The organism is Terriglobales bacterium, from assembly GCA_035457425.1.
Classification (GTDB): Bacteria; Acidobacteriota; Terriglobia; order Terriglobales; family Acidobacteriaceae; genus JACPNR01.
Genome location: DATIBR010000176.1, coordinates 1 through 21,609, shown reverse-complemented (window position 1 = coordinate 21,609; position 21,609 = coordinate 1). Strand labels below are relative to the sequence as shown.

At 66.5% G+C, this 21,609-nt stretch carries 22 protein-coding genes; 11 read left to right on the top strand and 11 right to left on the bottom strand.

Features of this window, described 5'->3' with window-relative positions; translation table 11 throughout:
- The coding region (locus tag VLA96_13410) for an RsmD family RNA methyltransferase (protein HSE50198.1) at nt 1-440 on the top strand (440 nt) is incomplete at its 5' end.
- A gap of 56 nt (nt 441-496) precedes the next feature.
- Here VLA96_13410 and VLA96_13405 read toward each other — a convergent pair.
- On the bottom strand, nt 497-1,048 hold the full coding sequence (locus VLA96_13405) for a hypothetical protein (GenBank protein ID HSE50197.1): 552 nt from the start codon (nt 1,046-1,048) through the stop codon (nt 497-499).
- A 352-nt stretch (nt 1,049-1,400) separates the two neighbouring features.
- Here VLA96_13405 and rpmE point away from each other — a divergent pair, with 352 nt between their 5' ends.
- Together rpmE and dusB are read left to right on the top strand one after the other, a co-directional pair.
- Nucleotides 1,401-1,652 (top strand): 50S ribosomal protein L31, encoded by a 252-nt coding sequence (gene rpmE, locus VLA96_13400; GenBank protein ID HSE50196.1) that lies wholly within the window; start codon nt 1,401-1,403, stop codon nt 1,650-1,652.
- Nucleotides 1,653-1,719: 67 nt separating this feature from the next.
- Nucleotides 1,720-2,850 carry a tRNA dihydrouridine synthase DusB gene (gene dusB, locus VLA96_13395; GenBank protein ID HSE50195.1) on the top strand — a complete coding sequence of 377 codons (1,131 nt, stop codon included), beginning with the start codon at nt 1,720-1,722 and terminating at the stop codon, nt 2,848-2,850.
- 82 nt (nt 2,851-2,932) lie between these two features.
- Here the strand turns inward: dusB and VLA96_13390 are convergent, their stop codons facing one another.
- The 3 genes from VLA96_13390 to VLA96_13380 form a co-directional block, all read right to left on the bottom strand.
- Nucleotides 2,933-3,799 (bottom strand): MBL fold metallo-hydrolase, encoded by an 867-nt coding sequence (locus VLA96_13390; GenBank protein HSE50194.1) that lies wholly within the window; start codon nt 3,797-3,799, stop codon nt 2,933-2,935.
- Nucleotides 3,799-6,036: a DPP IV N-terminal domain-containing protein gene (locus tag VLA96_13385; protein ID HSE50193.1), complete on the bottom strand. Its 2,238-nt coding sequence runs from the start codon at nt 6,034-6,036 to the stop codon at nt 3,799-3,801. The genes VLA96_13390 and VLA96_13385 overlap by 1 nt, the downstream gene beginning before the upstream one ends.
- A 127-nt stretch (nt 6,037-6,163) precedes the next feature.
- Nucleotides 6,164-6,418 (bottom strand): hypothetical protein, encoded by a 255-nt coding sequence (locus tag VLA96_13380; protein HSE50192.1) that lies wholly within the window; start codon nt 6,416-6,418, stop codon nt 6,164-6,166.
- 109 nt (nt 6,419-6,527) lie between these two features.
- Here VLA96_13380 and VLA96_13375 point away from each other — a divergent pair, with 109 nt between their 5' ends.
- The 8 genes from VLA96_13375 (at nt 6,528) to VLA96_13340 (ending at nt 15,220) form a co-directional block, all read left to right on the top strand.
- Nucleotides 6,528-7,283, top strand: a complete 756-nt coding sequence (locus VLA96_13375; protein HSE50191.1) for a C4-type zinc ribbon domain-containing protein — start codon at nt 6,528-6,530, stop codon at nt 7,281-7,283.
- Between the two features lie 25 nt (nt 7,284-7,308).
- On the top strand, nt 7,309-8,325 hold the full coding sequence (locus VLA96_13370) for a tetratricopeptide repeat protein (protein HSE50190.1): 1,017 nt from the start codon (nt 7,309-7,311) through the stop codon (nt 8,323-8,325).
- A gap of 14 nt (nt 8,326-8,339) precedes the next feature.
- Entirely contained in the window at nt 8,340-9,332 is a 993-nt protein-coding gene (locus VLA96_13365) for a tetratricopeptide repeat protein (protein HSE50189.1), read from the top strand.
- Between the two features lie 16 nt (nt 9,333-9,348).
- Nucleotides 9,349-10,530: a class I SAM-dependent rRNA methyltransferase gene (locus tag VLA96_13360; protein ID HSE50188.1), complete on the top strand. Its 1,182-nt coding sequence runs from the start codon at nt 9,349-9,351 to the stop codon at nt 10,528-10,530.
- Between the two features lie 176 nt (nt 10,531-10,706).
- Entirely contained in the window at nt 10,707-11,192 is a 486-nt protein-coding gene (locus tag VLA96_13355; GenBank protein ID HSE50187.1) for an Hsp20/alpha crystallin family protein, read from the top strand.
- A gap of 123 nt (nt 11,193-11,315) precedes the next feature.
- A complete protein-coding gene (gene clpB, locus VLA96_13350; GenBank protein HSE50186.1) occupies nt 11,316-13,985 on the top strand; it encodes an ATP-dependent chaperone ClpB in 2,670 nt (889 codons plus the stop codon).
- Between the two features lie 180 nt (nt 13,986-14,165).
- On the top strand, nt 14,166-14,711 hold the full coding sequence (locus VLA96_13345; GenBank protein ID HSE50185.1) for a hypothetical protein: 546 nt from the start codon (nt 14,166-14,168) through the stop codon (nt 14,709-14,711).
- A gap of 131 nt (nt 14,712-14,842) precedes the next feature.
- A complete protein-coding gene (locus tag VLA96_13340; GenBank protein HSE50184.1) occupies nt 14,843-15,220 on the top strand; it encodes a RidA family protein in 378 nt (125 codons plus the stop codon).
- Nucleotides 15,221-15,383: 163 nt separating this feature from the next.
- Here the strand turns inward: VLA96_13340 and VLA96_13335 are convergent, their stop codons facing one another.
- The 7 genes from VLA96_13335 to VLA96_13305 form a co-directional block, all read right to left on the bottom strand.
- Complete coding sequence (locus tag VLA96_13335; protein ID HSE50183.1) at nt 15,384-15,812, bottom strand: nucleoside 2-deoxyribosyltransferase; 429 nt, start codon at nt 15,810-15,812, stop codon at nt 15,384-15,386.
- Nucleotides 15,809-17,686, bottom strand: coding sequence for a S9 family peptidase (locus tag VLA96_13330; GenBank protein ID HSE50182.1), 1,878 nt, complete (start codon nt 17,684-17,686; stop codon nt 15,809-15,811). The genes VLA96_13335 and VLA96_13330 overlap by 4 nt, the downstream gene beginning before the upstream one ends.
- Before the next feature lie 255 nt (nt 17,687-17,941).
- On the bottom strand, nt 17,942-18,769 hold the full coding sequence (locus tag VLA96_13325; protein HSE50181.1) for a hypothetical protein: 828 nt from the start codon (nt 18,767-18,769) through the stop codon (nt 17,942-17,944).
- Between the two features lie 12 nt (nt 18,770-18,781).
- Nucleotides 18,782-19,375 carry a ribonuclease HI family protein gene (locus VLA96_13320; protein HSE50180.1) on the bottom strand — a complete coding sequence of 198 codons (594 nt, stop codon included), beginning with the start codon at nt 19,373-19,375 and terminating at the stop codon, nt 18,782-18,784.
- Nucleotides 19,376-19,482: 107 nt separating this feature from the next.
- Nucleotides 19,483-20,241, bottom strand: coding sequence for a metallophosphoesterase family protein (locus VLA96_13315; GenBank protein HSE50179.1), 759 nt, complete (start codon nt 20,239-20,241; stop codon nt 19,483-19,485).
- Between the two features lie 158 nt (nt 20,242-20,399).
- Nucleotides 20,400-21,308, bottom strand: a complete 909-nt coding sequence (locus VLA96_13310) for an ABC transporter ATP-binding protein (GenBank protein HSE50178.1) — start codon at nt 21,306-21,308, stop codon at nt 20,400-20,402.
- Between the two features lie 75 nt (nt 21,309-21,383).
- The coding region (locus VLA96_13305; protein ID HSE50177.1) for a hypothetical protein at nt 21,384-21,609 on the bottom strand (226 nt) is incomplete at its 5' end.

Sequence of the window (21,609 nt, the reverse complement as noted above, 5' to 3'; positions counted from 1 at the left end):
CGCTCGAAGGCTCGGTGTGGCTGGACTGCTACGCCGGCTCCGGCGCCGTCGGCATCGAGGCGCTCAGCCGCGGCGCGCGCCAGGTGTACTTCATCGAGACGGCGCGGGGCTCGGTCGCCGCCATCCGCGCGAACCTGAAGTCGCTGCAGGTGGAAGAAGGTTGGCAGGTGCTCGACCAGCCGGCCGCGAAGGCCTTGCGGCAGCTCGACGCGCAGGCTGTTTCCGCCGACGTCGTCTTCCTCGACCCGCCTTACGCCGACGCCGAGGCCTACGAGCAGTCGCTCGGCTTCGTTTCGCAGTCGCAACTGCTCAAGCCCGGGTCGCTGGTCGTCGCGGAGCACTCCAAGCGCTTCGACCCCGGGGGGCAGTTCGGCGCGCTCACGCGCTTTCGGGAGTTGAAGCAGGGGGACGCGGTGTTGAGCTTCTACCGGTTGAGTTAGCCACGGATCTCACGGATCATCCGTGTTCCTCCGTGGCGATCCGCGGCCAAAAGGTCCTACATGATCAGTTCCGTCGTCTGCTTCACGATGGGGTGGCGCATCTCCTGGAGCTCGTTCTTCACCAGGTTGAGCCCGTAGACGCAGCTCTCGAAGTCGTTGGCGAGCTGCTTGAAGAGCGGCGCGACCTTGGCGTACTCGAAGTACTCGAACTTGGAGACGATGTAGTAGCTCTCCTTGCCGGCCTTCATGAAGTCGACGAAGTTCTCCAGGCGCTGCTTGCGGAGGCGCCAGTGATTGATAGACTCCGGGAACATCCCGGTGAAGAACAGGGTGTAGTCGCCGATGTGCTTGCGGACCTGGCGCTCGCGATCGAACGAGGGCGCCTCGCCGTAGACCGGGTCCGACTCGAGCAGCATCTCGCCGACGTCGTGCAGCGCGCGGCCGTCGACGTCGCGGATCTTGTAGAGGTTCTCGACCGAGCAGAACTCGGCCAGCATCGCGGCCACGTACTCCTGCACCTCGTGGTTGCGCAGCCCGATGACCTCAGAGAAATTGCGCTCGACCAGCGCGAGGAAGAGATCCTGCAGCGGATGGTTCTCCGGAACCATGCCATCACCTCCAACATCCATAGCCCTCGACGGCCATTCGCCGTGGCGAACGTTCACCCCGTCTGACTTCTGAGGACTGTTGCTACATTGGAGCGGATTGTGCGGTGATTTGGTTATCTGCGCAAGAGGAGGAATGCAGATTGTTAGCAGTCGAGAACCTCATCTGCCAGCCGCGAAAAGGAACACAGGAGGCCGCCGCGAACGCAGAGGTCTTGGATCTGAGGGTCCAGGAAGAGAACTGCTGTGCCCTCCGCGTCCCCGGCGTCCTCCTGTCAGGGGTTCCGACCCGAGTTGCCGGAATGGTCGCGCGTCCGCTAAAATAGACCCTTTCCCAGCGAGGTCCCGAAGTCTTATGAAAGAGAAGATCCATCCCGCTTACAAGGAAGTGCGCGTGATGTGCGCCTGCGGGAACAACTTCACCACACGCTCGACGCACAAGGGCGACATCCATCTCGAGATCTGCTCCAACTGCCACCCCTTCTTCACCGGCAAGCAGAAGCTGATCGACACCGCCGGCCGGGTGGAGCGGTTCCGCCGGAAGTACGCCAAGGCCGACTCGCAGAAGGAAGCCGCGGCCGCGCGCGAAGCCGCCGCCAAGAAGTGACTTTCAGGACTGCGGAGCCTCCGCCGCGGCGGAGGCTCTTCGCATTTCTGGCTAGAATAGACGTGGGATGAAGAAGCACTTCGAAAACCCGGTGCCGGACGAGCGCGCGACGATCCACGACGCGCGCGTGCCGGCGGCGGTGCGCATCGGCGCGGTCGAGCTGCGCCCGGCGACGGTGCTGGCGCCGATGGCCGGCGTCACCGACACGGTGTTTCGCCGCTTCATCCGCAGCGTCAGCTTCCTGAACGAGTCCGGCGCGATGGCGGACTACGACCCCAAGGTCCTGCGCCCGGTCACGCCCTCGGACCCCAACGGCTGCGGCCTCATCATGACCGAGTTCACCTCGGCCGACGGCGTCACCAAGACGAAGAAGGCCAAGGTCCTCAAGCGCTACCTCGGCTACCTCGACGACGAGCATCCGCTGGCGGCGCAGCTGTTCGGCTCCGACCCCAAGGTGCTCTCCGACGCCGCCAAGCTAGTCGAGGACATGGGCTTCGACACCGTGGACCTCAACCTCGGGTGCCCGGCGAAGAAGGTGGTGAAGTGCAACGGCGGCTCCGGGCTGCTGCGCGACCTGCCGCAGATCGAGCGCATCTTCTCGACCGTCCGCGCGAGCGTGCGGATCCCGTTCACGGTGAAGTTCCGCATGGGGTGGAACGATTCGGAGATCGTGTGCGTGGAGGTCGCGAAGCTGGCCGAGAGCTGCGGGCTGAACGCGGTCGCGCTGCACGCGCGCACGCGCGAGCAGGGTTACGCGGGCGAGGCGCGCTGGGAGTGGATCGCCGCGGTGAAGGCCGCGGTCGGGATCCCGGTCATCGGGAACGGGGACATCCGCACGCCCGAGGACGCGGCCGCGATGGTCGCCGAGACCGGCTGCGACGCCGTGATGATCGGGCGCACCGCGGCGTCGAACCCGTGGATCTTCCGGCAGATCGCGCAGTACACGCTCACCGGGCGGTACGAGGTGCCGGCCGAGCGCGACCGCTACGAGATGATCCGGCGGTACTTCCGGATGCTGCTGGAGAACGAAGACCTGCCGGGCGCGTTCGGCAAGATGAAGCAGTTCGCGTCGTACTTCACGCACGGCGTTCCCGGCGGCGCGCACCTGCGCAAGCTGATCTACGACGCCAAGACCGAGCAGGCGGTTTTGGATGCGGTGGATTCGTTCTTCGAGAAGCCCGTCGCCGCAACGGCGTAAACCTTTAACCACGACGGTCACGAAGGTTCACGAAGGAATGAGAAGAAAGAGATCCTTCGTGGTACTTCGTGTCCTTCGTGGTTCAGCTTTTTAGTGGATTGAAAGAGATCTTCCCCGGCGCCGGCGACTCCAGGTATCCCCACGGCGTTTGCGGGTCGTGCGTGAAGACCACCAGCCACTTCTCCGGCAGGGCGCGCTCGTAGAAGCGCTTGCGGCTCTCGATGGTCTCGAGCGGGAACAGGTCGAAGGCCATCACCCAGGTCAGGTCGAGGTGGTGCGTGGTCGGGATGAGGTCGGAGATGTAGCACGCGCGGTGCGCGCCGGAGTGCACCATCACCGCCTGGAGGTTGCGCGTGTGCCCGGGGAAGACCTTCACCGAGATGCCGGGGATGATCTCGGAGTCGCCGTGCAGCAGGTGCATCTGGCCGCTCTCGATGAGGGGGTCGTAGTTGGGCGAGAGGTAGCTGACGCGGTCGCGCTCGGTCTGCATGTGCGCGTGCCGCACCTCGCCCTCCTGCACGTAGTACCTGGCCTTGGGGAAGGTCGCGACCGCGCGCTCGCCGCGCAGCACCGTGTTCCAGCCGCAGTGGTCGAAGTGCAGGTGGGTGTTGATGACGATGTCCACGTCGTCGGGCGCGATCTTGGCGGCTTCCAGGTTGGCGAGCAGCTTCTCTTCATTCTGGAAGATCTGCTTGGCCTTGTCCGACAGCTTGTTGCCCGCGCCGGTCTCGACCAGCACGGTGTGCTTGCCGGTCTTGATGACGAGCGAGTTCATCCCGACGGAGAGCCGGTTCAGCTCGTCCGGCTGCATGCGCTTCGACCACAGCGGCTTGGGCACGACGCCGAAGAACGCGCCGCCGTCGAGGTAGTAATCGCCGTCGGAGACGACGGTGAGCTCGAAGTCGCCGAGCGTGGTGCGCTGCGTCGCGATGGTAGGCGGATGCGGCATCACTTTCCCAGCAGCTCCCGCTCGAGATGCTCCTGGATCATGTGGAACAGGTGCGTGCGTGCCGCCGACCCCGCGATGCCGTGCGTCTTCCGCGGGTAGACCATCAGACGGAACTGCTTGCCGCCCTCGATGAACGCGTTGGTCATCTGGATGGAGTTCTGCATGTGCACGTTGTCGTCGGACGTTCCATGCACCTCGAGCAGCGCGCCGTGCAGGTCTTTCGCGTTGAACACGGGCGACGACTTCCTGTAGGCCTCGGCATTGTTCTGCGGCGTGCTCATGTAGCGCTCGGTGTAGATGGAGTCGTAGTCCTTCCAGTCGGTGACGGGCGCGACCGAGACGCCTGCCTTCACGCGATCCGTGCGAGTCATGGCATAGAGCGTCATGTAGCCGCCATAGCTCCAGCCCCACCAGCCGATGCGCTCCCGCGACAAGGTGGGGAATTGCGGCAGTGCCTGGTCGAGCGCCGCCATCTGGTCCTTCAACTCGATCTCGCCGAAGTTGCGCTTCAGTGCGGCGGCGAACTTCTTCCCGCGTCCGCCCATGCCGCGGTTGTCCACTTGCAGGATGGCGATTCCGTTCTTCGCCAGGAGCTGGTGGAAGAGGAAGGTCGTTCCGCCCCAGGCGTCGCGCGAGACCTGCCCGCTGGGGCCGCCGTAGGGATTCATCAGCACAGGGACGCGGTTGCTGACCCGCATCCCAACCTCTTCCCGCTGCTGCGCGGTCCTCTCGCTTCCCATCAGCAGCGTGGCGTGCAGCACGGTGCCGTCTTCCGCCTTGAAGTCCACGAACTGCGGCGTGATGAGGTCGAAGTCCGCCAGCGGCTTCGCGTCCCAGAACCTCTCGCACGTCGCGCCGACCGCGCACACCGACATGCGCGGCGGCGTCATCAGCGCGGAGTAGTTGTCCACGTAGTGCTTGTTGTCGGGCGCGAAGCTCGCCGAGTGCGTGCCCTTCTCCTGCGAGAGCTTCTGGAAGCCGGTGCCGTCGAGCTTCACGGAGTAGAGGTTGCGCTGGCGGTCGTCGCCCTCGCTCGCCGTGAAGTAGACCATCCCGCTCGCGTCATCGGCCGCCTGGATGCCGAAGGTCTCCCAGTCGCCCTTGGTGAGCTGACGAACGAGCCTTGCCTCGCCCGCCAGTGGGTCGGCCTTGTCGAAGCTGTAGAGATAAAGGTGCGTGTGCCCGTCGCGCCAGCTTGACCACAGGAACCGGTCGCCCGACTTTAGCGGCCGGAAGTCGTTCGTCACTTCGACCCACGCGTCGGGCTGCGACTCGCGCAGCACCATGCGCGATCTCCCCGACTTCGCCTCGACGAAGTACAGCTCCAGCTTGTCCTGTTCGCGATTCAGCGTCTGCACCCACAGCATCCCGTCGCGCAGCCACCCGAAGCGCGGCACGTACTCATACGCCGGCAGCTCGTACCACTTCACGCTCCCGCCGCTCGCCTTGACCACGCCCACGCGCACCTGCGGGTTCGGGTCGCCCGCCTTGGGGTACTTCATGTTGTCGACCGTCGGGTGCGTCGGGATCCAGTCCACGATGGGATAGGTCGGGACCTTGCTCTCGTTCATCTGCAGGAAGACGATGTGCTTGCCGTCCGGCGACCAGAAGTAGTTCGAGCGGACGTCGAGCTCCTCGGCGTACACCCAATCGACCTCGCCGTTGAGCAGGTTCTCGTTGCCGTCCTTGGTGAGCTGCTTCTCCTTGCCGCTGGCGAGGTCGCGGACCCAGAGGTCGTGCTCGCGGACGAAGGCGATGCGGCTGCCGTCGGGCGAGAACTTCGGGTCGTCGCCGGGGCCCATCATCTGCGCCTTGCCGTCCTTGAGCGAGTAGAGCCAGAGCCGCCCGCCGGAATCGAACAGCAAATGCTGCGAGTCCGGCGCCCAGTGATATCCCGCGACCGAATACCGCGACCGCCGCTCTTTCTCGCGGTCGTCCTTCGCCGCCTTCTCCGCCGGCGGCTTCATCTCGGCCAGCTTTTCTTCCGCCACCAGCACCGCCGGCTTCATCTGACCGCCGGCAACGTCGACGTAATAGAGCGCGCCGTGCTCGCCCGCGTCGTCGCGCTGCACGAACGACACCTTGGTCCCGTCGGGCGACCACTTCACCGTCTCGGGGGCGCGGCCGGTGATGCCGCCCTCGGCAAAGATGGCCTCGATGGTGAGCTGCTTCTTGCCGGCCTGCTGGGCGAACGCGGTGAGAGAAAACAGAAGTAGGACGACGAGTGCACGCTTCAAGTGGGCTCTCCGAAGAAACCGGAAAGTTTACGCGCAAGAAAGCCGAACCACAAAGGACACAAAGGTCCCACAAAGGTTCTCCGTGAGGTCCTTTGCGATTCCTTGGTGTCCTTTGCGGTTTGTTTTTCTACGAGTGCGTCGCCGCCCAGAGCCGGAGCAGGCTGAGGAGGCAGACGAACATCCCGAGCCCGAAGTAGATGTTGTGCGCGGTGGCGGTGGTGGGCGCGTTGGGGACGCGGAGGCCGCGGCTGCGGAACAAGGTCACCAGCTGCTGCTCCTGCTGCAGGACGAACTCCGCCACCGGGCGATGGAACGCCACGATGAGCAACCCGAACAGCAAGCGCGCGACGTCGGCCACCATGACCACGATGGTAGGTTCCACGGCCCTCGCCCTCAATCGGGGAAACTGCTTAGAAACAGCGATTTTACAGCTTCCCACGCCGGCCTGCCCGCCCCGCCGGGGTGTACAATCTTCTCAGTCCCTCCCCGGCATGAATAACGACCTCCAGAACCTCATCGCGCTCTCCAAGGCCGACGAGGAGATCGCGCGGCTCGACGCCGAGATCGCCGAGCTGCCCAAGCGCGTGGCCGCCATCGAGCAGAAGCTCGCCCGCACCCAGGCGCAGCTCGAGGCCGCGAAGAAGGCCATCGCCGACGACGCCGCCGAGAAGCGCAAGCAGGAGTCGGGCATCCAGGACCAGCAGGGCAAGATCTCGAAGTACCGCGAGCAGCAGCTCGCGGTGAAGACCAACGACCAGTACAAGGCGCTGACGCACGAGATCCAGTTCGCCGAGCAGGCGATCCGCGCCGCCGAGGACCGCATCCTCGAGCTCATGGTCGACCAGGAAGAGCGCGAGCAGGCGCTCAAGGCCGCCGAGCAGGAACTGAAAGAAGAGACCGCCGAGATCGAGCGGGAGAAGAGCAGCGCGCGCGAGCGGACCGCCGCCGACCAGGCGCAGCTCAAGGAGTGGCACGGCAAGCGCGACCAGCTGCGGGCCGGGGTGGAAGACAGCTACCTGATGCACTACGACCGGCTGCGCAAGCTGCGCCGCAACGCCATCGCGGGCGTCCGCGAGCAGTACTGCCTGGCGTGCAACGTGATGCTGCGGCCGCAGACTTACAACGAATTGCGCTCGGGCGAGAAGCTCATCACCTGCGATTCGTGCGGGCGCATCCTGTACTACGACGCGCCCGCCGAAGCCGCCGCCGTGCCCGCCGGGTCGCCGGCCGCCGAGGCCGCCGGTTAACCCGGCTTCGCGAAAGAACCGGGACATGCGCTCCGTCCCCACATCCCGCACGTTGCTGACGGCGCTCTTCCTGCTTCTGTGTGCTGCCTTGGCCGCGGCGCAGACCGAGCTGCCGTGCGAGCAGGTCGAGATCCGTGTGCGCGTCATGCTGACCGACGATCGCCCGCCCGGGGAGCGCTTGCGCGTCGAACTGCTGGCCAGCGGCAGCTACTACGTCGACCAGATGTACACCGATGAGGAGGGCAACGGACGCTTTGGCGCGGTCAGGCCCGGCTCCTACGCCCTGCGCGCCAGCGGCATCTACGTGAAGACCACCACGGGACCCACCTTCACGTTGCGCTGCCACCAGGGCAGCGACCTTCAGATGCTGCGCGTCCCGCGCACCGAAGACGCCGAAAAACAGGTCGAGGAGTTCCGCGCGCAGGAGGCGCTCATCTCGAGCATCGACATGCGCGTCCCGGAAAAGGCGAAGAAGGAGTTCGAGCGCGGGGAGAAGGCGCGCATCGAGGGCCGCCTCGAGGAGGCGAAGAAGCGCTACGAGAGCGCGGTCGGCATCTATCCGGAATACGCCCGCGCCTACAACTCGCTCGGCGTCGTCCTCACGACGCTCGGCGATGCCGACGCCGGCATCCGCGCCTGGGAGCGCGCCGTCGCCCTCAACGACCACTACCCCGACGCGCTCATCAACCTCGCCAAGATCCGCTTCAATCGCCGCGATGTGCGTGGGGCGGAAGAGCTGCTCAAGAAAGCCCTCACCGCCGATCCCAACAGTCTCGACGCGCTCGGCCTGCTGGTGCCCACGCAGTTCATGAACGCCGAGTACGACGGCGTGGTCGACAGCGCGCAGCGCGTCCACGCCGTCCCGCTCCACCTGCAGTACGCCATCGTGCATCGCATCGCCGGCCGCGCCCTCGAGGCCCAAAACCATCCCGAGCAGGCGCTCGAGCAGTACAACCTCTTCCTCCAGGAAACGACCGATGCGCGCGCCGCCGCTGAGGTCCGCGCCGAGGTCGCACGCCTGAAGTCGAGACTCGGGCGGTGACCCCAGGAGGCCCCATGCTGCGCCGCGTGCTGCTGTTCCTGCTGGTCGCCGCCGCGCTCGCCGCGGCGCAGACCTCCACCACCACCCTGCGCGTGAAGGTCCTCACCGCCGACAGTCGCCCCGTCCACCTGCACGCCCAGGTCGACCTGCTCAACGGCGCGGGGCTCTTCCTACGCCAGGCGTTCACCGACGACAACGGCAACGCGGAGTTCGCCGACCTCGACCCCGGCACCTATCGCCTGCGCGTCACCGACGCGCTGGTCGAGGAGAACATGAGCGACGTCTTCGCCATCTCCCGCGGGCAGCTCATGGAAAGCCAGCTCCTCACCGTGCGGCTGAAAGCGCAGGCCGCCGCCGAACTCCGGCGGCAGGACGAGCGCCAGGCCACCATCTCCGCGCTCGAGCTCAACGTGCCCGGCAGCGCGAAGAAAGAGTTTCAGAAGGGCGTGGAGGCGATGGGCAAGAACGACTTCGAGCGCGCCGAGAAGAGCTTCCGACGCGCGCTCGAGCTCTACCCGCAGTACGCCATGGCGTGGAACCATCTCGGAGTGCTTTACATGCAGCAGGGCAAGGCCGGGCCCGGCGCGGAAGCCTTCGAGAAAGCGGTCGCGCTCAACGACCGCTATCCCAGCGCGCTCGTGAACCTTGCCAAGGTGCGCATGGAGCAGCGCAAGGCCGCGGAGGCCGAGCAGCTTCTGCAGAAAGCCGTCGCCGCCGATCCCCGGAACGCCGAGGCCTACGCCGTGCTCGCCAGCGTGCAGTACACGCGCAAGGAGTACGCCGCCGCGGCCGAGAGCGCCACGCGCGTCCACCCGCTGGGCGACGAGCAGTTCGCCGTCGCCCACTGGGTCGCAGCGCGCTCCTACGAGGAGCAGCAGAAGGACGCCGAAGCCATCGCCGAGTACACTATCTTCCTGAAAGAAGCGCCGGCGAGCGCGCTCGCCGAAAAAGCGCGGGCGGCGCTCAAGAAGCTGCGCGACGCCAACTACCCCTCTGAAAACCGCTAGCCAATCGACGGTCATCGTGAGCGCCCGCGCCGCCGCGCGGCTGCGCGCGGGGCACCCGTGGGTGTACCGCTCCGACCTGGCGGGCGAGGCGAAGGCGCCGGCGGGCGCGCTTGTCCTGGTCAACGAGGCGCGGAGCGGGGGCGCGCCCGGCAAGCCGCTGGGCTCCGCGCTCTACAGCTCGAGCTCGCAGATCGCGTTGCGCATGGTCTCGCCGCGCCCGCTGGCCGGCAGGGAAGATCTGCTCCAGTTGGTGCGCGAGCGCGTGCGCGCGGCGCTCGACTACCGGAAGCAGGTCGCGAAGGACAGTGATGCGTACCGGCTCGTCTTCAGCGAGGCCGACCTGCTCCCCGGCCTCATCGCGGACCGCTACCACGATATTTTGACGGTGCAGGCGCTCACGCAGGCGATGGACGCCGAAGACCTGCGCGCGGCCGTCATGGACGAGCTGGTCGCGCAGACCGGCGTCGCGAACGTGGTCGAGCGCGTGGAGCCGCGCATCCGCGAGCTCGAAGCGCTGCCGCCGAAGGAGAGCGGCTTGTTGCGCGGGGTGAAGACCGAGACCGAGTTCACACTCCACGGAGTGAAGTTCGGCTACCAGGCTTTGGGCGGGCAGAAGACCGGCGCCTTCCTCGACCAGCGGGAGAACTACGCCGCCGCGGCGCGCTACGCCCGCGGCCGCGCCCTCGACGTGTTCTGCTACGAGGGCGGCTTCGCGCTGCACCTGGCGCGCGTCTGCGATTCGGTCACCGGCGTCGATTCCTCGCGCCCCGCGCTCGAGGCCGCCGAGCGCAACCAGGAGCGCAACGCGCCCCGGATCCCGGAGATCGAGTGGCTCGAAGCCAACGCCTTCGACCTGCTGAAGGACTACTCGTCCGCCCGGGAGCAGTACGACACCATCGTGCTCGACCCGCCGGCGTTCGCGAAGTCGAAGAAGAACCTGGAGACCGCGCTGCGCGGGTACAAGGAGCTCAACCTGCGCGCGCTCAAGATGCTGCGGCCGGGCGGGACGCTCGTCACGTGCTCCTGCTCGCACCACGTCTCCGAGCCCGACTTCCTCGCCATGCTGGCGTCCGCCGCGGCCGACGCGAACCGGCAGCTGCGCGTCCTCGAAAAACGCGGCGCCGCCCAGGACCACCCCGTGCTGCTCTCGGTTCCCGAGACCCAGTACCTGAAGTGCGTCGTCGCCACCGCTCTGTAGAGAGCGCGGTCACTCCTGGCCGGCCCAGCCAGCCACCACCGATAAACAGTTGAAAATAAAGGCTATTTCTGTTCTTGACAGTAACACACTCACATTTTATTATTCTTTCGCGCTAATGGCGCATCCAAACTCTTGAGCCGAACAGGCAAACATTCCTATTTGGAGGCAGCAAGGCAATGACGATGATCACCCGTTGGGACCCATTCCGTGACATGGCGAGCCTGCAGAATCGCCTGAACCAGATCTTCGCGGATTACGGCCGCGGGACCGACGAGCTCTCGACCACCGGCTTCGTGCCGCCGGTCGACATCTACGAGGACGAGCACAACGTCACGCTGAAGCTCGAAGTCCCCGGCATCGAGGAGAAGGATCTCGACGTCCGCGTGGAGAACAACACTCTCACCGTCCGCGGCGAGCGCAAGTTCGAGCGCGAGGAGAAGGAAGAGAACTTCCATCGCATCGAGCGCCGGTACGGCGCGTTCTCGCGCAGCTTCACGCTGCCGAACACGGTGGACAGCGAGAAGGTCGCGGCCGACTACGTGAACGGGGTGCTGCAGATCCGGCTGGCGAAGAAGGCCGAAGCCAAGCCCAAGCAGATCAAGGTCTCGGTGGGCTCTGGCCAGAAGGCCATCGAGGGCAAGTCGGCGAAATCCGCGGCGTAAACGCAACACAACGCATCTGGATAAGGGAGGCCCGGCATCACCGCCTCCCTTATTTTCTGGAAACTGGAAACCGGAAACTTGAAACTAGCCGAGGACTGGAGTCTGAGGTCTGACGACTGATTTATGGCGATCCGCTGGGACAAACTGACCGTGAAGGCGCAGGAAGCCGTGCAGGCGGCGAGCACGCTGGCGAGCGAGCACGGGAACCCGGAGCTGCTGCCCGTCCACCTGCTGGCTGCGTTGATGGCGGACCGCGAGGGCGTGGTGTGGCCGGTGCTGACCAAGCTGGGGGCGAACGCCCAGGCCATCGCCTCGGCCGCGGAGCAGGAGATGGCGCGCCTGCCCAAGGTCTCCGGCGGAGGCTCGCAGCAGCCCGCGCTCTCCGCCGCGGCGAGCAAAGTCATCGACAACGCCTTCCAGCAGGCCGAGCACTTCAAGGACGAATACGTCTCCACCGAGCACCTGCTGTTGGCGCTCGCCGGCGCCAAGGGCGACGCCGCGCAGAAAGCGCTGGCCGGCTCCGGCGCCACGCACGACGCCATCCTCAAGGCGCTGACCAGCGTCCGCGGCTCGCAGCGCGTGACCGACCAGAATCCCGAAGCCAAGTACCAGGCGCTGGAGCGCTACGCGCGCGACCTCACCGAAGCGGCGCGCCGCGGCAAGCTCGACCCGGTCATCGGGCGCGACGAAGAGATCCGCCGCGTCGTCCAGGTGCTTTCGCGCCGGACGAAGAACAACCCGGTGCTGATCGGCGAGCCCGGCGTGGGGAAGACGGCCATCGTGGAAGGCCTGGCGCAGCGCATCGTGGCCGGCGACGTCCCCGAAGTCCTGAAGAACAAGCGGCTGGTGGCGCTCGACCTGGGCGCGATGGTCGCGGGCGCCAAGTACCGCGGCGAGTTCGAGGACCGGCTGAAGGCGCTGCTCAAGGACATCGAAGACTCGCAGGGCCAGATCGTGCTGTTCATCGACGAGCTGCACACGCTGATCGGCGCGGGGGCGGCCGAAGGCGCCATGGACGCCAGCAACATGCTGAAGCCCGCGCTCGCGCGCGGCGAGCTGCGCGCCATCGGCGCCACCACGCTCAACGAGTACCGCAAGCACATCGAGCGGGACCCGGCGCTGGAGCGCCGCTTCCAGATCGTGTTCGTGGGCGAGCCCAACGTCGAAGACACCATCGCGATCCTGCGCGGCCTGAAGGAGCGCTACGAGGTGCACCACGGCGTCCGCATCAAGGACTCCGCCATCGTCGCGGCCGCCACGCTCTCGCACCGCTACATCTCCGACCGCTTCCTGCCCGACAAGGCGATCGACCTGATCGACGAAGCGGCCGCCTCGCTGCGCATCCAGATCGACTCCATGCCGACCGAGATTGACGAGCTGGAGCGCCGCATCACGCAGCTCGAGATCGAGAAGCAGGCGCTCAAGCGCGAGACCGACCCAAACTCGAAGGAGCGCCTCGCGGCGGTCGAGCGGGAGCTCGCCGGGCTGCGCGAGCAGTCGAGCGCGCTCAAAGCCCGCTGGAAGCAGGAGAAGGAATCCATCGGCCGCGTGCAGCAGCTGAAAGAGAAGATGGAGCAGCTCAAGCTCGAAGAGCAGCAGGCGGAGCGCAAGGGCGACCTCAACCGGGTCGCCGAGATCCGCTACGGCCTGCTCCGCCAGGCGGAAGACGAGCTGAAGCAGGCCTCCGCCGCCATCGACGCGAAGGGCAACGGCGCCGCCCGCATGCTGAAGGAAGAAGTGGACGAAGAGGACATCGCGCGCATCGTCTCCAAGTGGACCGGCATCCCGGTGGCGAAGATGCTGGAAGGCGAAGTGAAGAAGCTGGTCCACATGGAAGAGCGGCTCAGCCAGCGGGTGATCGGCCAGGACCCGGCCATCGAGCGGGTCGCGAACGCCATCCGGCGGTCGCGCGCCGGGCTGTCGGACCCGCGCCGCCCCATCGGCTCGTTCATCTTCCTGGGCCCGACCGGCGTGGGCAAGACGGAGCTGGCGCGCGCCCTCGCCGAGTTCCTGTTCGACGACGAGCACGCCATGGTCCGCATCGACATGTCGGAGTACATGGAGAAGCACGCGGTCGCGCGGCTCATCGGCGCGCCCCCGGGCTACGTGGGCTACGACGAAGGCGGCCAACTCACCGAGGCGGTCCGCCGCCGCCCGTACTCCGTGCTGCTGTTCGACGAGATCGAGAAGGCGCACCCCGACGTCTTCAACGTCCTGCTCCAGATCCTCGACGACGGCCGCCTCACCGACGCCAAGGGCCGCACGGTCGACTTCAAGAACACGGTCATCATCATGACGTCGAACCTGGGCGCCGCCTACCTGCAGTCCGCGCGGCTCGACCAGCCCGACGAGTTCGCCTCCGCCACGGCGCAGGTGATGGACGCGCTGCGCGCGCACTTTCGCCCCGAGTTCCTCAACCGCGTGGACGACGTGATCGTGTTCTCGCCGCTCGGGCGCGAGCAGCTCACGCGCATCGTCGACCTGCGCCTGGAAGACCTGAAGCGCCAGCTGGCCGACCGCAAGATCTCCATCGAGCTGACCGACCGCGCCAAGGAGCTGGTGTTCCGCCAGGGTTACGACGTCGCCTACGGGGCGCGCCCGCTCAAGCGCGCCATCCAGAAGCTCATCCAGGACCCGCTCGCGCTCAAGATCCTGGAGGGCGAAGTGCTCCACGGCGACCACGTCACCGCGGACGCCGACGGCGACAAGCTGAAGTTCAGCGTGGCCAAGCGGGTGGGAGAGAAGCAGCGCGCCGGCGAGGGGACGGCCGATACCACGCACAAGCGGCGCTAGTCAGAAGGTGGCCGGTAGTCGGTGGTCGGTGACAAAACCGGTTTTCCGACTACCGAAGACTGACCACCAGGGCAGCCCAGAATCACCCGCGCCGGTGACGCCCATCACCGCCGCCTATCCGGTTTCGCGGTCGAATATCACCGTCGCGGCCCAGTCCACCGAGGCCGCCGAGGTGCCGCCATGAACCCCTGGCTCATCTTCACGCTGGCCGCGTTCGCCGCCGCCGTGCTCTACGCCGCCGCGCGCGCGCTTCACACCTATTACCACTGGCGCGGCACGCGGCTGGTGGTCTGCCCGGAGACGCGGGACTACGCCTCCGTCACCATCAACGCCAAGCAGGCCGCCCTCAAGTCGCTCGAGGGGAAGAACTATCTGCGCCTGGAAGACTGCAACCGCTGGCAGGAGCGCGAGAAGTGCGCCGAGCCGTGCCTCAACCAGATCGTGGAGTCCGCCGACGGCTGCCTGGTCCGCACCTACGTCGACAACTTCTATCGCGGGAAGCACTGCGCCATCTGCCGCAAGCCTTTCCTGGACGTCGGCTGGACCGAGCACCTGCCGGCCGCCATCGACGACAACGGCAACACGGTCACCTGGGACCGCGTCCCGGTGCCGCAGCTTCCGAAGTTCCTGACCTCACACATGCCGGTCTGCTGGGACTGCCACGTCGCCGCGACCTTCCGCCGCCAGCACTCCGACATGGTCACCGACCGTCCCTGGCAGCACTGAAGACAGGGCGACGAAGTCGCAGCGCGCTCGACCTCGAGCGCGCTTTCTTCTTGCGGATTCATTAGAATCCCTGCGCTGCGCTGTTCCAGGGTAGAGACGCCCTTCCGGCCGTCTCTTTTCAGGAGAAAAGAATGAGAGAGAAGGTCGCCACCAGCAACGCTCCCCAGGCCATCGGCCCGTACTCGCAGGCCATCAAGGCCAACGGCATGGTCTTCTGCTCCGGACAGGTCGCGCTCGACCCTGCCACCGGCGAGCTCTTGAACGGCGACGTGCGCGCCCAGACCGAGCGGGTGCTGAAGAACCTGGAGGGCGTCCTGGCCGCCGCGGGCACCAGCTTCGACCAGGTGGTGAAGACCACTGTCTTCCTGAAAACGATGGCGGATTTTTCCGCGATGAACGAGGTGTACGCGAAGTTCTTCCCGGCGCCGCCGCCGGCGCGCTCCACCGTCGCCGTCGCCGAGCTTCCGCGCCAGGCGCTGGTCGAGATCGACGTCATCGCGCTGGGCTAGAAAATGATGACAGGAGGACGCAGGGGACGCAGAGGAAATCTTTTTCCTTTTTCCTGTTGCTGCGAGCGGCTTGACTCACGCGAGACGAGGTGAAGGGAGGGGGAACAGGGAAAGAAAACATTCCCTCTGCGTCCCCTGGGTCCGCCTGTTTTCATTCGGTCTTCTAGAGCGCGAGCTTTTCGATGACGGCCGCCAGCTTCTTCGCCACCTGCTCGACGCTGGCGCCCGGCACGACGACCACCTTGGTCGCCGACTTCTCGATCATCAGGTTGAAGCGGCCGATCGAGGCGTCTTCGGCGTGCCGCACGTCGGTCCGATAGGCGAGGACGGGCTTCCTGCGCGCGTAGGCGTAGCCGCACTCCCAACAGGTGCCGGAATCCGGGTCGGGGCCATCCATGTTGGCGAGCACCGCCTGGGCCCACTCGATGCCCTCCACGTCCTGCTTGAAGATAGCGGCGGCGCCGCGCTCGCGCGGCTCGTTCTCCTGCGGCAGCCAGACCTCGTGCCCGGCCGCCGCGAGCGCATCGCGCAGGCGCCGGTTGAACTCGCGCTCGGCGGCGTTGAACAGCGGTCCCGCGAGGAAGAGCTTCATTCCGCCGGCGCGCCCTTCAGGTACTTGTCGAACCACTCCACCGTGCGCCGCAGCGAGTCGATCTGGTTCTCGCGCTTGGCGAAGCCGTGGCCTTCGTGCGGGTAGTAGACCACCTCCACCGTCTTGCCCTGCTTCTTCAGCAGGTCGACCACCTGGTCCGACTCCTCCTTCGGCACGCGGATGTCGTTCTCGCCCTGCAGCACCAGCAGCGGCGCGCGCACGTTCCCGAGATACTTGATGGGGGAAGTATCCGCGTACACCTTCGCGTCGTTCACCGGGTCGCCGAGCAGCGACACGATGTACTGCTGCAGGAGCGGGTCGGAGTGCTGCATCATCGTCTTCCAGTCGAGCACGCCGAAGATGTTCACCGCCGCGGCCCAGACCTCGGGCGTCTTTCCGATGGCCATCAGCGTCATGAACCCGCCGTACGACCCGCCGGTGATCCCGATCTTCTTCGCGTCCACGTAGCCGGTCTGCGCGAGCCACTTCGCGGCATAGACCTCATCCTGGAGGTCGCCGCCGCCCAGGTCCTGGTAGTTGGCTTTCTGGAACTCCATGCCGTAGCCGGTGGAGCCGCGCACGTTGGGCGCGATCAGGATGTAGCCGCGCGAGGCGAGCGCGATGGCGCGCTGGCTGAAGTTGTCGACCGTCTGTCCGGTCGGGCCGCCGTGCGGCAGCACCAGCGCCGGGTGCGACGCGTCGCGCTTCAGGTTGAAGGGCATCCACAGCAGCGCGCTGATGACCTTGCCGTCGAACGTCTGGTAGTGCACGATCTGCGACTGCGGCAGGTTGCGGGCTTCCAGGCTGGCGAGTGCGGAGTGCGTGAGCTGGCGCGCGGCGCGCGTGCGCACGTCATAGATCCACAGGTCCGCCGGGCGCGTCGAGTCCTGGTGCGCCACCAGCACGCGCCCGCCGTCGGGCGAGAACGCGCTCGGATTCCCCGCCAGCGTGTTCATGCCCGGCGGCAGCGGCAGCTTTTCCGCCTTCAGCGTCGCGCGGCTCGCCAGGTACACGTCGGTGCGGCCGTCTTCGTTGATCTGGTAGGTGAACCACTTGCCATCGGGGGAGAAGTTCTTCGCCTCCGCCTCCCATTCGATCCTGGTGACCCACGCCAGCTTCCTGGTGGCGACGTCGAGCAGCGCCACGTTCATGTACCCGCCCGGCTCGTTCGAGGTCAGGAGCACCGTCTTGCCGTCGGGCGAGACGTCGCTGGCGTTGTAGACCTTCTCCCCCGCGTGCGGCGTCAGCTCTTCTTTCTTCCCGCTCGCCACCTCCACGCGATACACGCTCGCGTCAAAGCCACCCACGGTCCCGCGCGTCGCGTAGAGATATTTTCCATCCGGACTCCAGGCGTTCGCCTCCCAGTTGTACTTCGGGTCGGCCTCGTTCGTGAGGTTGCGCACGGCGCGCGCCTTGACGTCCACCAGGCCGATGTCCTCCGACGCCGCCGTCTTGGCCTTGTAGTGCACCGCGATGGTCGCGCCGTCGGGGGAGATGAGCGTGGCCTGCTCGCGGAACTCGGGCGAGTTCGTCAGGTTCACCGTCGCACCGCCCGCGGCCGGCACGGCGAAGGTGTCGTACTGCTCGTTCCCGCCGAAGTCGGAGTGGAAGTAGATCCACTTGCCGTCCGGCGACCACGTGCTCGCGCCCTGCCGCTCCTCGGAGCGCGACATCTGGATCGGCCACCCGCCCGCCGCGTCCACTTTCCACAGGTTGATGCGGCCGGTGAGGTTGGTCGCGAACGCGATGGTCTTGCCGTCCGGCGACCAGCTCGCGCCCGTCACGACCCGCGTGTAGTACAGGTCTTCGATCGGTACCGGCGCCGCGGCCGGGTTCGTCGCCGACGCCACCGCTTTCGGGTCTGTCGGCTGCATGTTCCTGGGCGAGGATGTTTGCGCCGTCGCCAGCCCAGATAGAAGCGAGAGGAAAAGAAGAAGAAGACTGCTACGAAGTGCTCGCATCACGACACCTCCACGGGGAAGTGGACTTGGGGAGAGAGGAAGTCCAAATCAAAAACAAAGATTCGAGACACAAATCAACCGGACCGGAGCTTCACACGCGTGCCTTCCGACAGCGCGTCGCCCAGGAATTGTACGCGCCCGTTCACTTGGGCCCGGCCAAGAACAACCTTACGCGGCGCCTGGCACCCGCGGCGGAGCCGCCATCGTGCGGGCGCGGCGCGGACGCAGCAGCAGCACCGCGGTCGCGCCCAGCGCCGCGTTCTGCGTGAAGATCTCCACCACGTGGATGAAGCGCTGCGTCGTCGTCATGAGCGCGTTGGGTATCAGCAGCGGCGCCGCTCCTCCCGCGATCCAGATCAGCAGGCCGATCGCCACCGCAGCCTGCATCCGCGGCATCCGCAGCGTGTAGATGGCCGGCAGGACCGCGGCCGTCATCAGCGCCCCGCGCCCTACCTGGATGGCCCAGAACCACAGCCCCAGGCCGCGCGCGATCTCCTCGGCCTCCGGGTAGTAGCCCTTCGTGAAGTACTGGTACGTGATCGCTCCGAACACCAGATAGTAGAGCGCGTACGCCAGCCCGCAAGCGAGCACCAGCGCCGCCACGCTCGCCGGGGAACGGCGCTCGATCGCGCTCCCCTGCTCGCGGGTGAGCTTCAGCAGGCGCGGGAGCACGGCCAGCACGCATCCCACGATGCCGTACATGACCAGCGAGCCTGCGAGGTTGCGCGCCGCGTGGTCGCGGATCTCGGGCGCGCGCACGAACAGCAGCGCCTCGCTCCACGTGCAGAACACGGTGATGATCCCCAGCGCCGGCAGGATGACGCCGAACTGCCCGCGCGTCCGCGGCGGCCCGAACAGCGCGACCGGCACGAAGGCCGCCGCCATCACCAGTCCCGACAGCGCCCACTCGGCGGCCTTGCCGTCGCCCAGCGCCCCGATCAGCATCGGGGCCGCTCCCAGCACGCAATACAGCAGCACTCGCAGCGGGCCTGGCATGACACCTCCCGTTTACTTCGCGGGCCGGACCTTCACGCGCGTGCCTTCCGGCAGCGCGTCGCCCAGGAATTCTACGCGCCCGTTCTTGACGATGCCGGTGACTTCGCGCGGCTGAGGTCGTGCGGCCGGCGAGTCGCCGGCCGCTACCTGCACTTGACGGGTGGTAGCGCCGGGCGTGCCGGAATCCATGGCCTCGTTCGCCAGGCGGTCGGCCTCGCGGTTCTGCTCGCGCCGCACGTGCCGGATGTCGAACCACCCCAGCCCGCGCAGCATCTCGTTGGCCCGCTTGTGCAGGGTCTGCAATTCGGGGGCGCGGACCTTGTACTCGCCCTTCATCTGCTTCACCAGCAGCTCCGAGTCGCTGACCACCATCAAGCCGGCGGCTTGGTGCGAGACCGCATACGCGATGGCCGCGATCAGCCCGGCGTACTCCGCGAAGTTGTTGGTGCGGACGCCCAGGAACTCGCTCGACTCGGCCAGCATCTTGCCCGTCTCGTCTTCGACGACGAGCCCATAGCCCGCCGGCCCCGGATTGCCGCGCGCGCCGCCATCCACGTGCGCGATGAGGTAGTGCTCGGGACGCTCGCGATGGAAGAGGTTGGTCATGGGGCCTCGTCAGAAGAAGCAAACCACAAAGGACACCAAGGCAACACAAAGGAGCTTCGTGAAACCTCTCGGTCCGTTGCGGGAGTACACCTTGTCAGGCACGGCGATCATCTGCCGTCCGCCAGCCTGAGCGCCAGCCGGTCGGGCAGTTTCGCGTCGAAGATCCGCTTCTGCGCGCCCTTGATGTCGTACGGCACGCGGTGGTACGTCACCACGCTCTTCTCCGTGTCGTAGGTGAGGAAGGCGGCGCGCGGGTCGCCGTCGCGCGGCTGCCCGGTCGAGCCCGGGTTGATCAGGTACTTGGTCGTCACCGCGAGCTTCAGTGCGTAGCTCTCCGCCTGGTCCTTGGTCTTGTAGAGCGGGCGGATCGTGGTCCAGACGCCCTCGCCGTCCACCGCGAAGCCGCCCTGGATGTGGGTGTGTCCGAAGAACGTGAGCGGCGCGGCCGCCTTGGTGAGCGGCTCGTAGGCGTCGCGCTGGACGATGATGTACTCGTCCTCGTCCAGCGGCGAGCCGTGCACCAGCTGCATATTCTCCAGCCCGTCCACCTTCACCGGACCCTGCGGCAGGTTCTTGAGGAACTCGAGGTTGTCGGGCTTGAGGTTTTGCTTGGTCCACATCGCGGCGAGCCCCGCGACCGGATTGAACCCGTCGATGCCCATCACGCCGGTGCAGGCCTTGTCGTGGTTGCCGCGCACGAATATCTTGCCGAGCTGGCGCGAGCGGTCGGTGACCTCGTTCGGGCTGGCGCCGTAGCCCACGATGTCGCCCAGGTTGAGCACCAGGTCGTACTTGGGCGCAGCCGCGAGCGCGGCCTCCAGGCCCTCGAGGTTCGCATGGATGTCGCTGATGATCAGGATGCGCACAGGCTGGTATTCGAAGCTGATCTACGGAGCGAAGAAGGGTAACACGGCGGGCAATCTGTGATTTGTGATTTGTGATTTGGACTGTTCGGCAGCCATCAAGACTGCGCGAAAACGAACCTCAGCCTTGAAATCACAAATCACAAATCAGAAATCACAAATCACCTGACCCAATGGCCCGCCGCGACCTCGCGCAAGGGCGGCAGCTGGGCGGGCAGCGCGGGCAGCTCGCCCACCGTCCGCAACGGCTTGGTCCTGTCCGTGCGCAGCGTGGGGATCGCCGCCAGCAGCCCCTGGGTGTAGGGATGCGACGGCGCCGCGAAGATGTCGCGCATCGACCCCATCTCGACGATGGCGCCCTGGTACATCACGGCGACGCGGTCGCAGACCTGCGAGACCACGCCCAGGTCGTGCGAGATGAACAGCATCGCCAGGCCATGCTTCTTGCGCAGCTCGGCGAGAAGCTCCAGCACCTGCTGCTGCACGGTGACGTCGAGCGCCGTGGTGGGCTCGTCGGCGATGAGCAGCTTGGGGCGGTTGACGATGGCCATGGCGATCATCACGCGCTGGCGCTGCCCGCCGGAGAACTGGTGGGGATAGTCCCGCGCGCGGCGCTCCGGGTCGGGAATCGCGACCTCGCGCAGAGCCTCCACGACTCGCTCTCCGACGCCGCGCTCGAACTCCATGCGGTCGCGGCTGCCCGCCTGGTAGCGCGGATGCGCCAGCAGGGCTTCGCCGATCTGGTCCCCCACCCGCATCACCGGGTTCAGGGCCGTCATCGGTTCCTGGAAGATCACGCTGATGCCGGCGCCGCGCACCGCGCGCATCTTCTCTTCGTCCAGCCCGAGCAGATCCTGGCCGTCGAAGAGGATCTCGCCGCGCACGCGCGCCTGCGGGATCAGTAACCGCATGATGGAGAGCGCGGTCACGGACTTCCCCGAGCCCGATTCGCCGACCAGCCCGAGCGACTCGCCCGCGGCGATGTCGAACGCGACGTCGCGCACCGCGGGTGCCCAACCGGCGGCCGTCGGGAAGTCCACACTCAAGTTGCGCACGCTGAGCAAGCTCATGGCAAGAATGACAAATGACAAATGAAAATCGTCATTTGTCCTTTGTCATTGGTCCTTTCTCTCGTGAGTTGCCGATCACTGCGGAGTCAGCACCAGCGGCAGCCCGTTCTTCGTGTTCCCGATGATCACGATCTTGGTGTTCTGGCTGTCGGCCAGCTTCTCGGTGGCCTCGATGCCCTTCCACGTCAGCAGCTCGGGCGAGATGCCCTGGCTCACCGTGCGCTGGAAGTCGCGGATGCCCTCCGCCTCGATGCGCTTGCGGTCGGCCTCCTGCTTCTCTTTCTGCAGCCGGAAGCTCATC

What these genes read in the sequence shown, in the direction of transcription:
- VLA96_13405 (HSE50197.1), bottom strand. Translation starts at nt 1,048, where the DNA reads ATGGTTCCGGAGAACCATCCGCTGCAGGATCTCTTCCTCGCGCTGGTC.
- rpmE (HSE50196.1), top strand. Translation starts at nt 1,401, where the DNA reads ATGAAAGAGAAGATCCATCCCGCTTACAAGGAAGTGCGCGTGATGTGC.
- dusB (HSE50195.1), top strand. Translation starts at nt 1,720, where the DNA reads ATGAAGAAGCACTTCGAAAACCCGGTGCCGGACGAGCGCGCGACGATC.
- VLA96_13390 (HSE50194.1), bottom strand. Translation starts at nt 3,799, where the DNA reads ATGCCGCATCCGCCTACCATCGCGACGCAGCGCACCACGCTCGGCGAC.
- VLA96_13375 (HSE50191.1), top strand. Translation starts at nt 6,528, where the DNA reads ATGAATAACGACCTCCAGAACCTCATCGCGCTCTCCAAGGCCGACGAG.
- VLA96_13370 (HSE50190.1), top strand. Translation starts at nt 7,309, where the DNA reads ATGCGCTCCGTCCCCACATCCCGCACGTTGCTGACGGCGCTCTTCCTG.
- VLA96_13365 (HSE50189.1), top strand. Translation starts at nt 8,340, where the DNA reads ATGCTGCGCCGCGTGCTGCTGTTCCTGCTGGTCGCCGCCGCGCTCGCC.
- VLA96_13355 (HSE50187.1), top strand. Translation starts at nt 10,707, where the DNA reads ATGACGATGATCACCCGTTGGGACCCATTCCGTGACATGGCGAGCCTG.
- clpB (HSE50186.1), top strand. Translation starts at nt 11,316, where the DNA reads ATGGCGATCCGCTGGGACAAACTGACCGTGAAGGCGCAGGAAGCCGTG.
- VLA96_13345 (HSE50185.1), top strand. Translation starts at nt 14,166, where the DNA reads ATGAACCCCTGGCTCATCTTCACGCTGGCCGCGTTCGCCGCCGCCGTG.
- VLA96_13340 (HSE50184.1), top strand. Translation starts at nt 14,843, where the DNA reads ATGAGAGAGAAGGTCGCCACCAGCAACGCTCCCCAGGCCATCGGCCCG.
- VLA96_13335 (HSE50183.1), bottom strand. Translation starts at nt 15,812, where the DNA reads ATGAAGCTCTTCCTCGCGGGACCGCTGTTCAACGCCGCCGAGCGCGAG.
- VLA96_13330 (HSE50182.1), bottom strand. Translation starts at nt 17,686, where the DNA reads ATGCAGCCGACAGACCCGAAAGCGGTGGCGTCGGCGACGAACCCGGCC.
- VLA96_13325 (HSE50181.1), bottom strand. Translation starts at nt 18,769, where the DNA reads ATGCCAGGCCCGCTGCGAGTGCTGCTGTATTGCGTGCTGGGAGCGGCC.
- VLA96_13320 (HSE50180.1), bottom strand. Translation starts at nt 19,375, where the DNA reads ATGACCAACCTCTTCCATCGCGAGCGTCCCGAGCACTACCTCATCGCG.
- VLA96_13310 (HSE50178.1), bottom strand. Translation starts at nt 21,308, where the DNA reads ATGAGCTTGCTCAGCGTGCGCAACTTGAGTGTGGACTTCCCGACGGCC.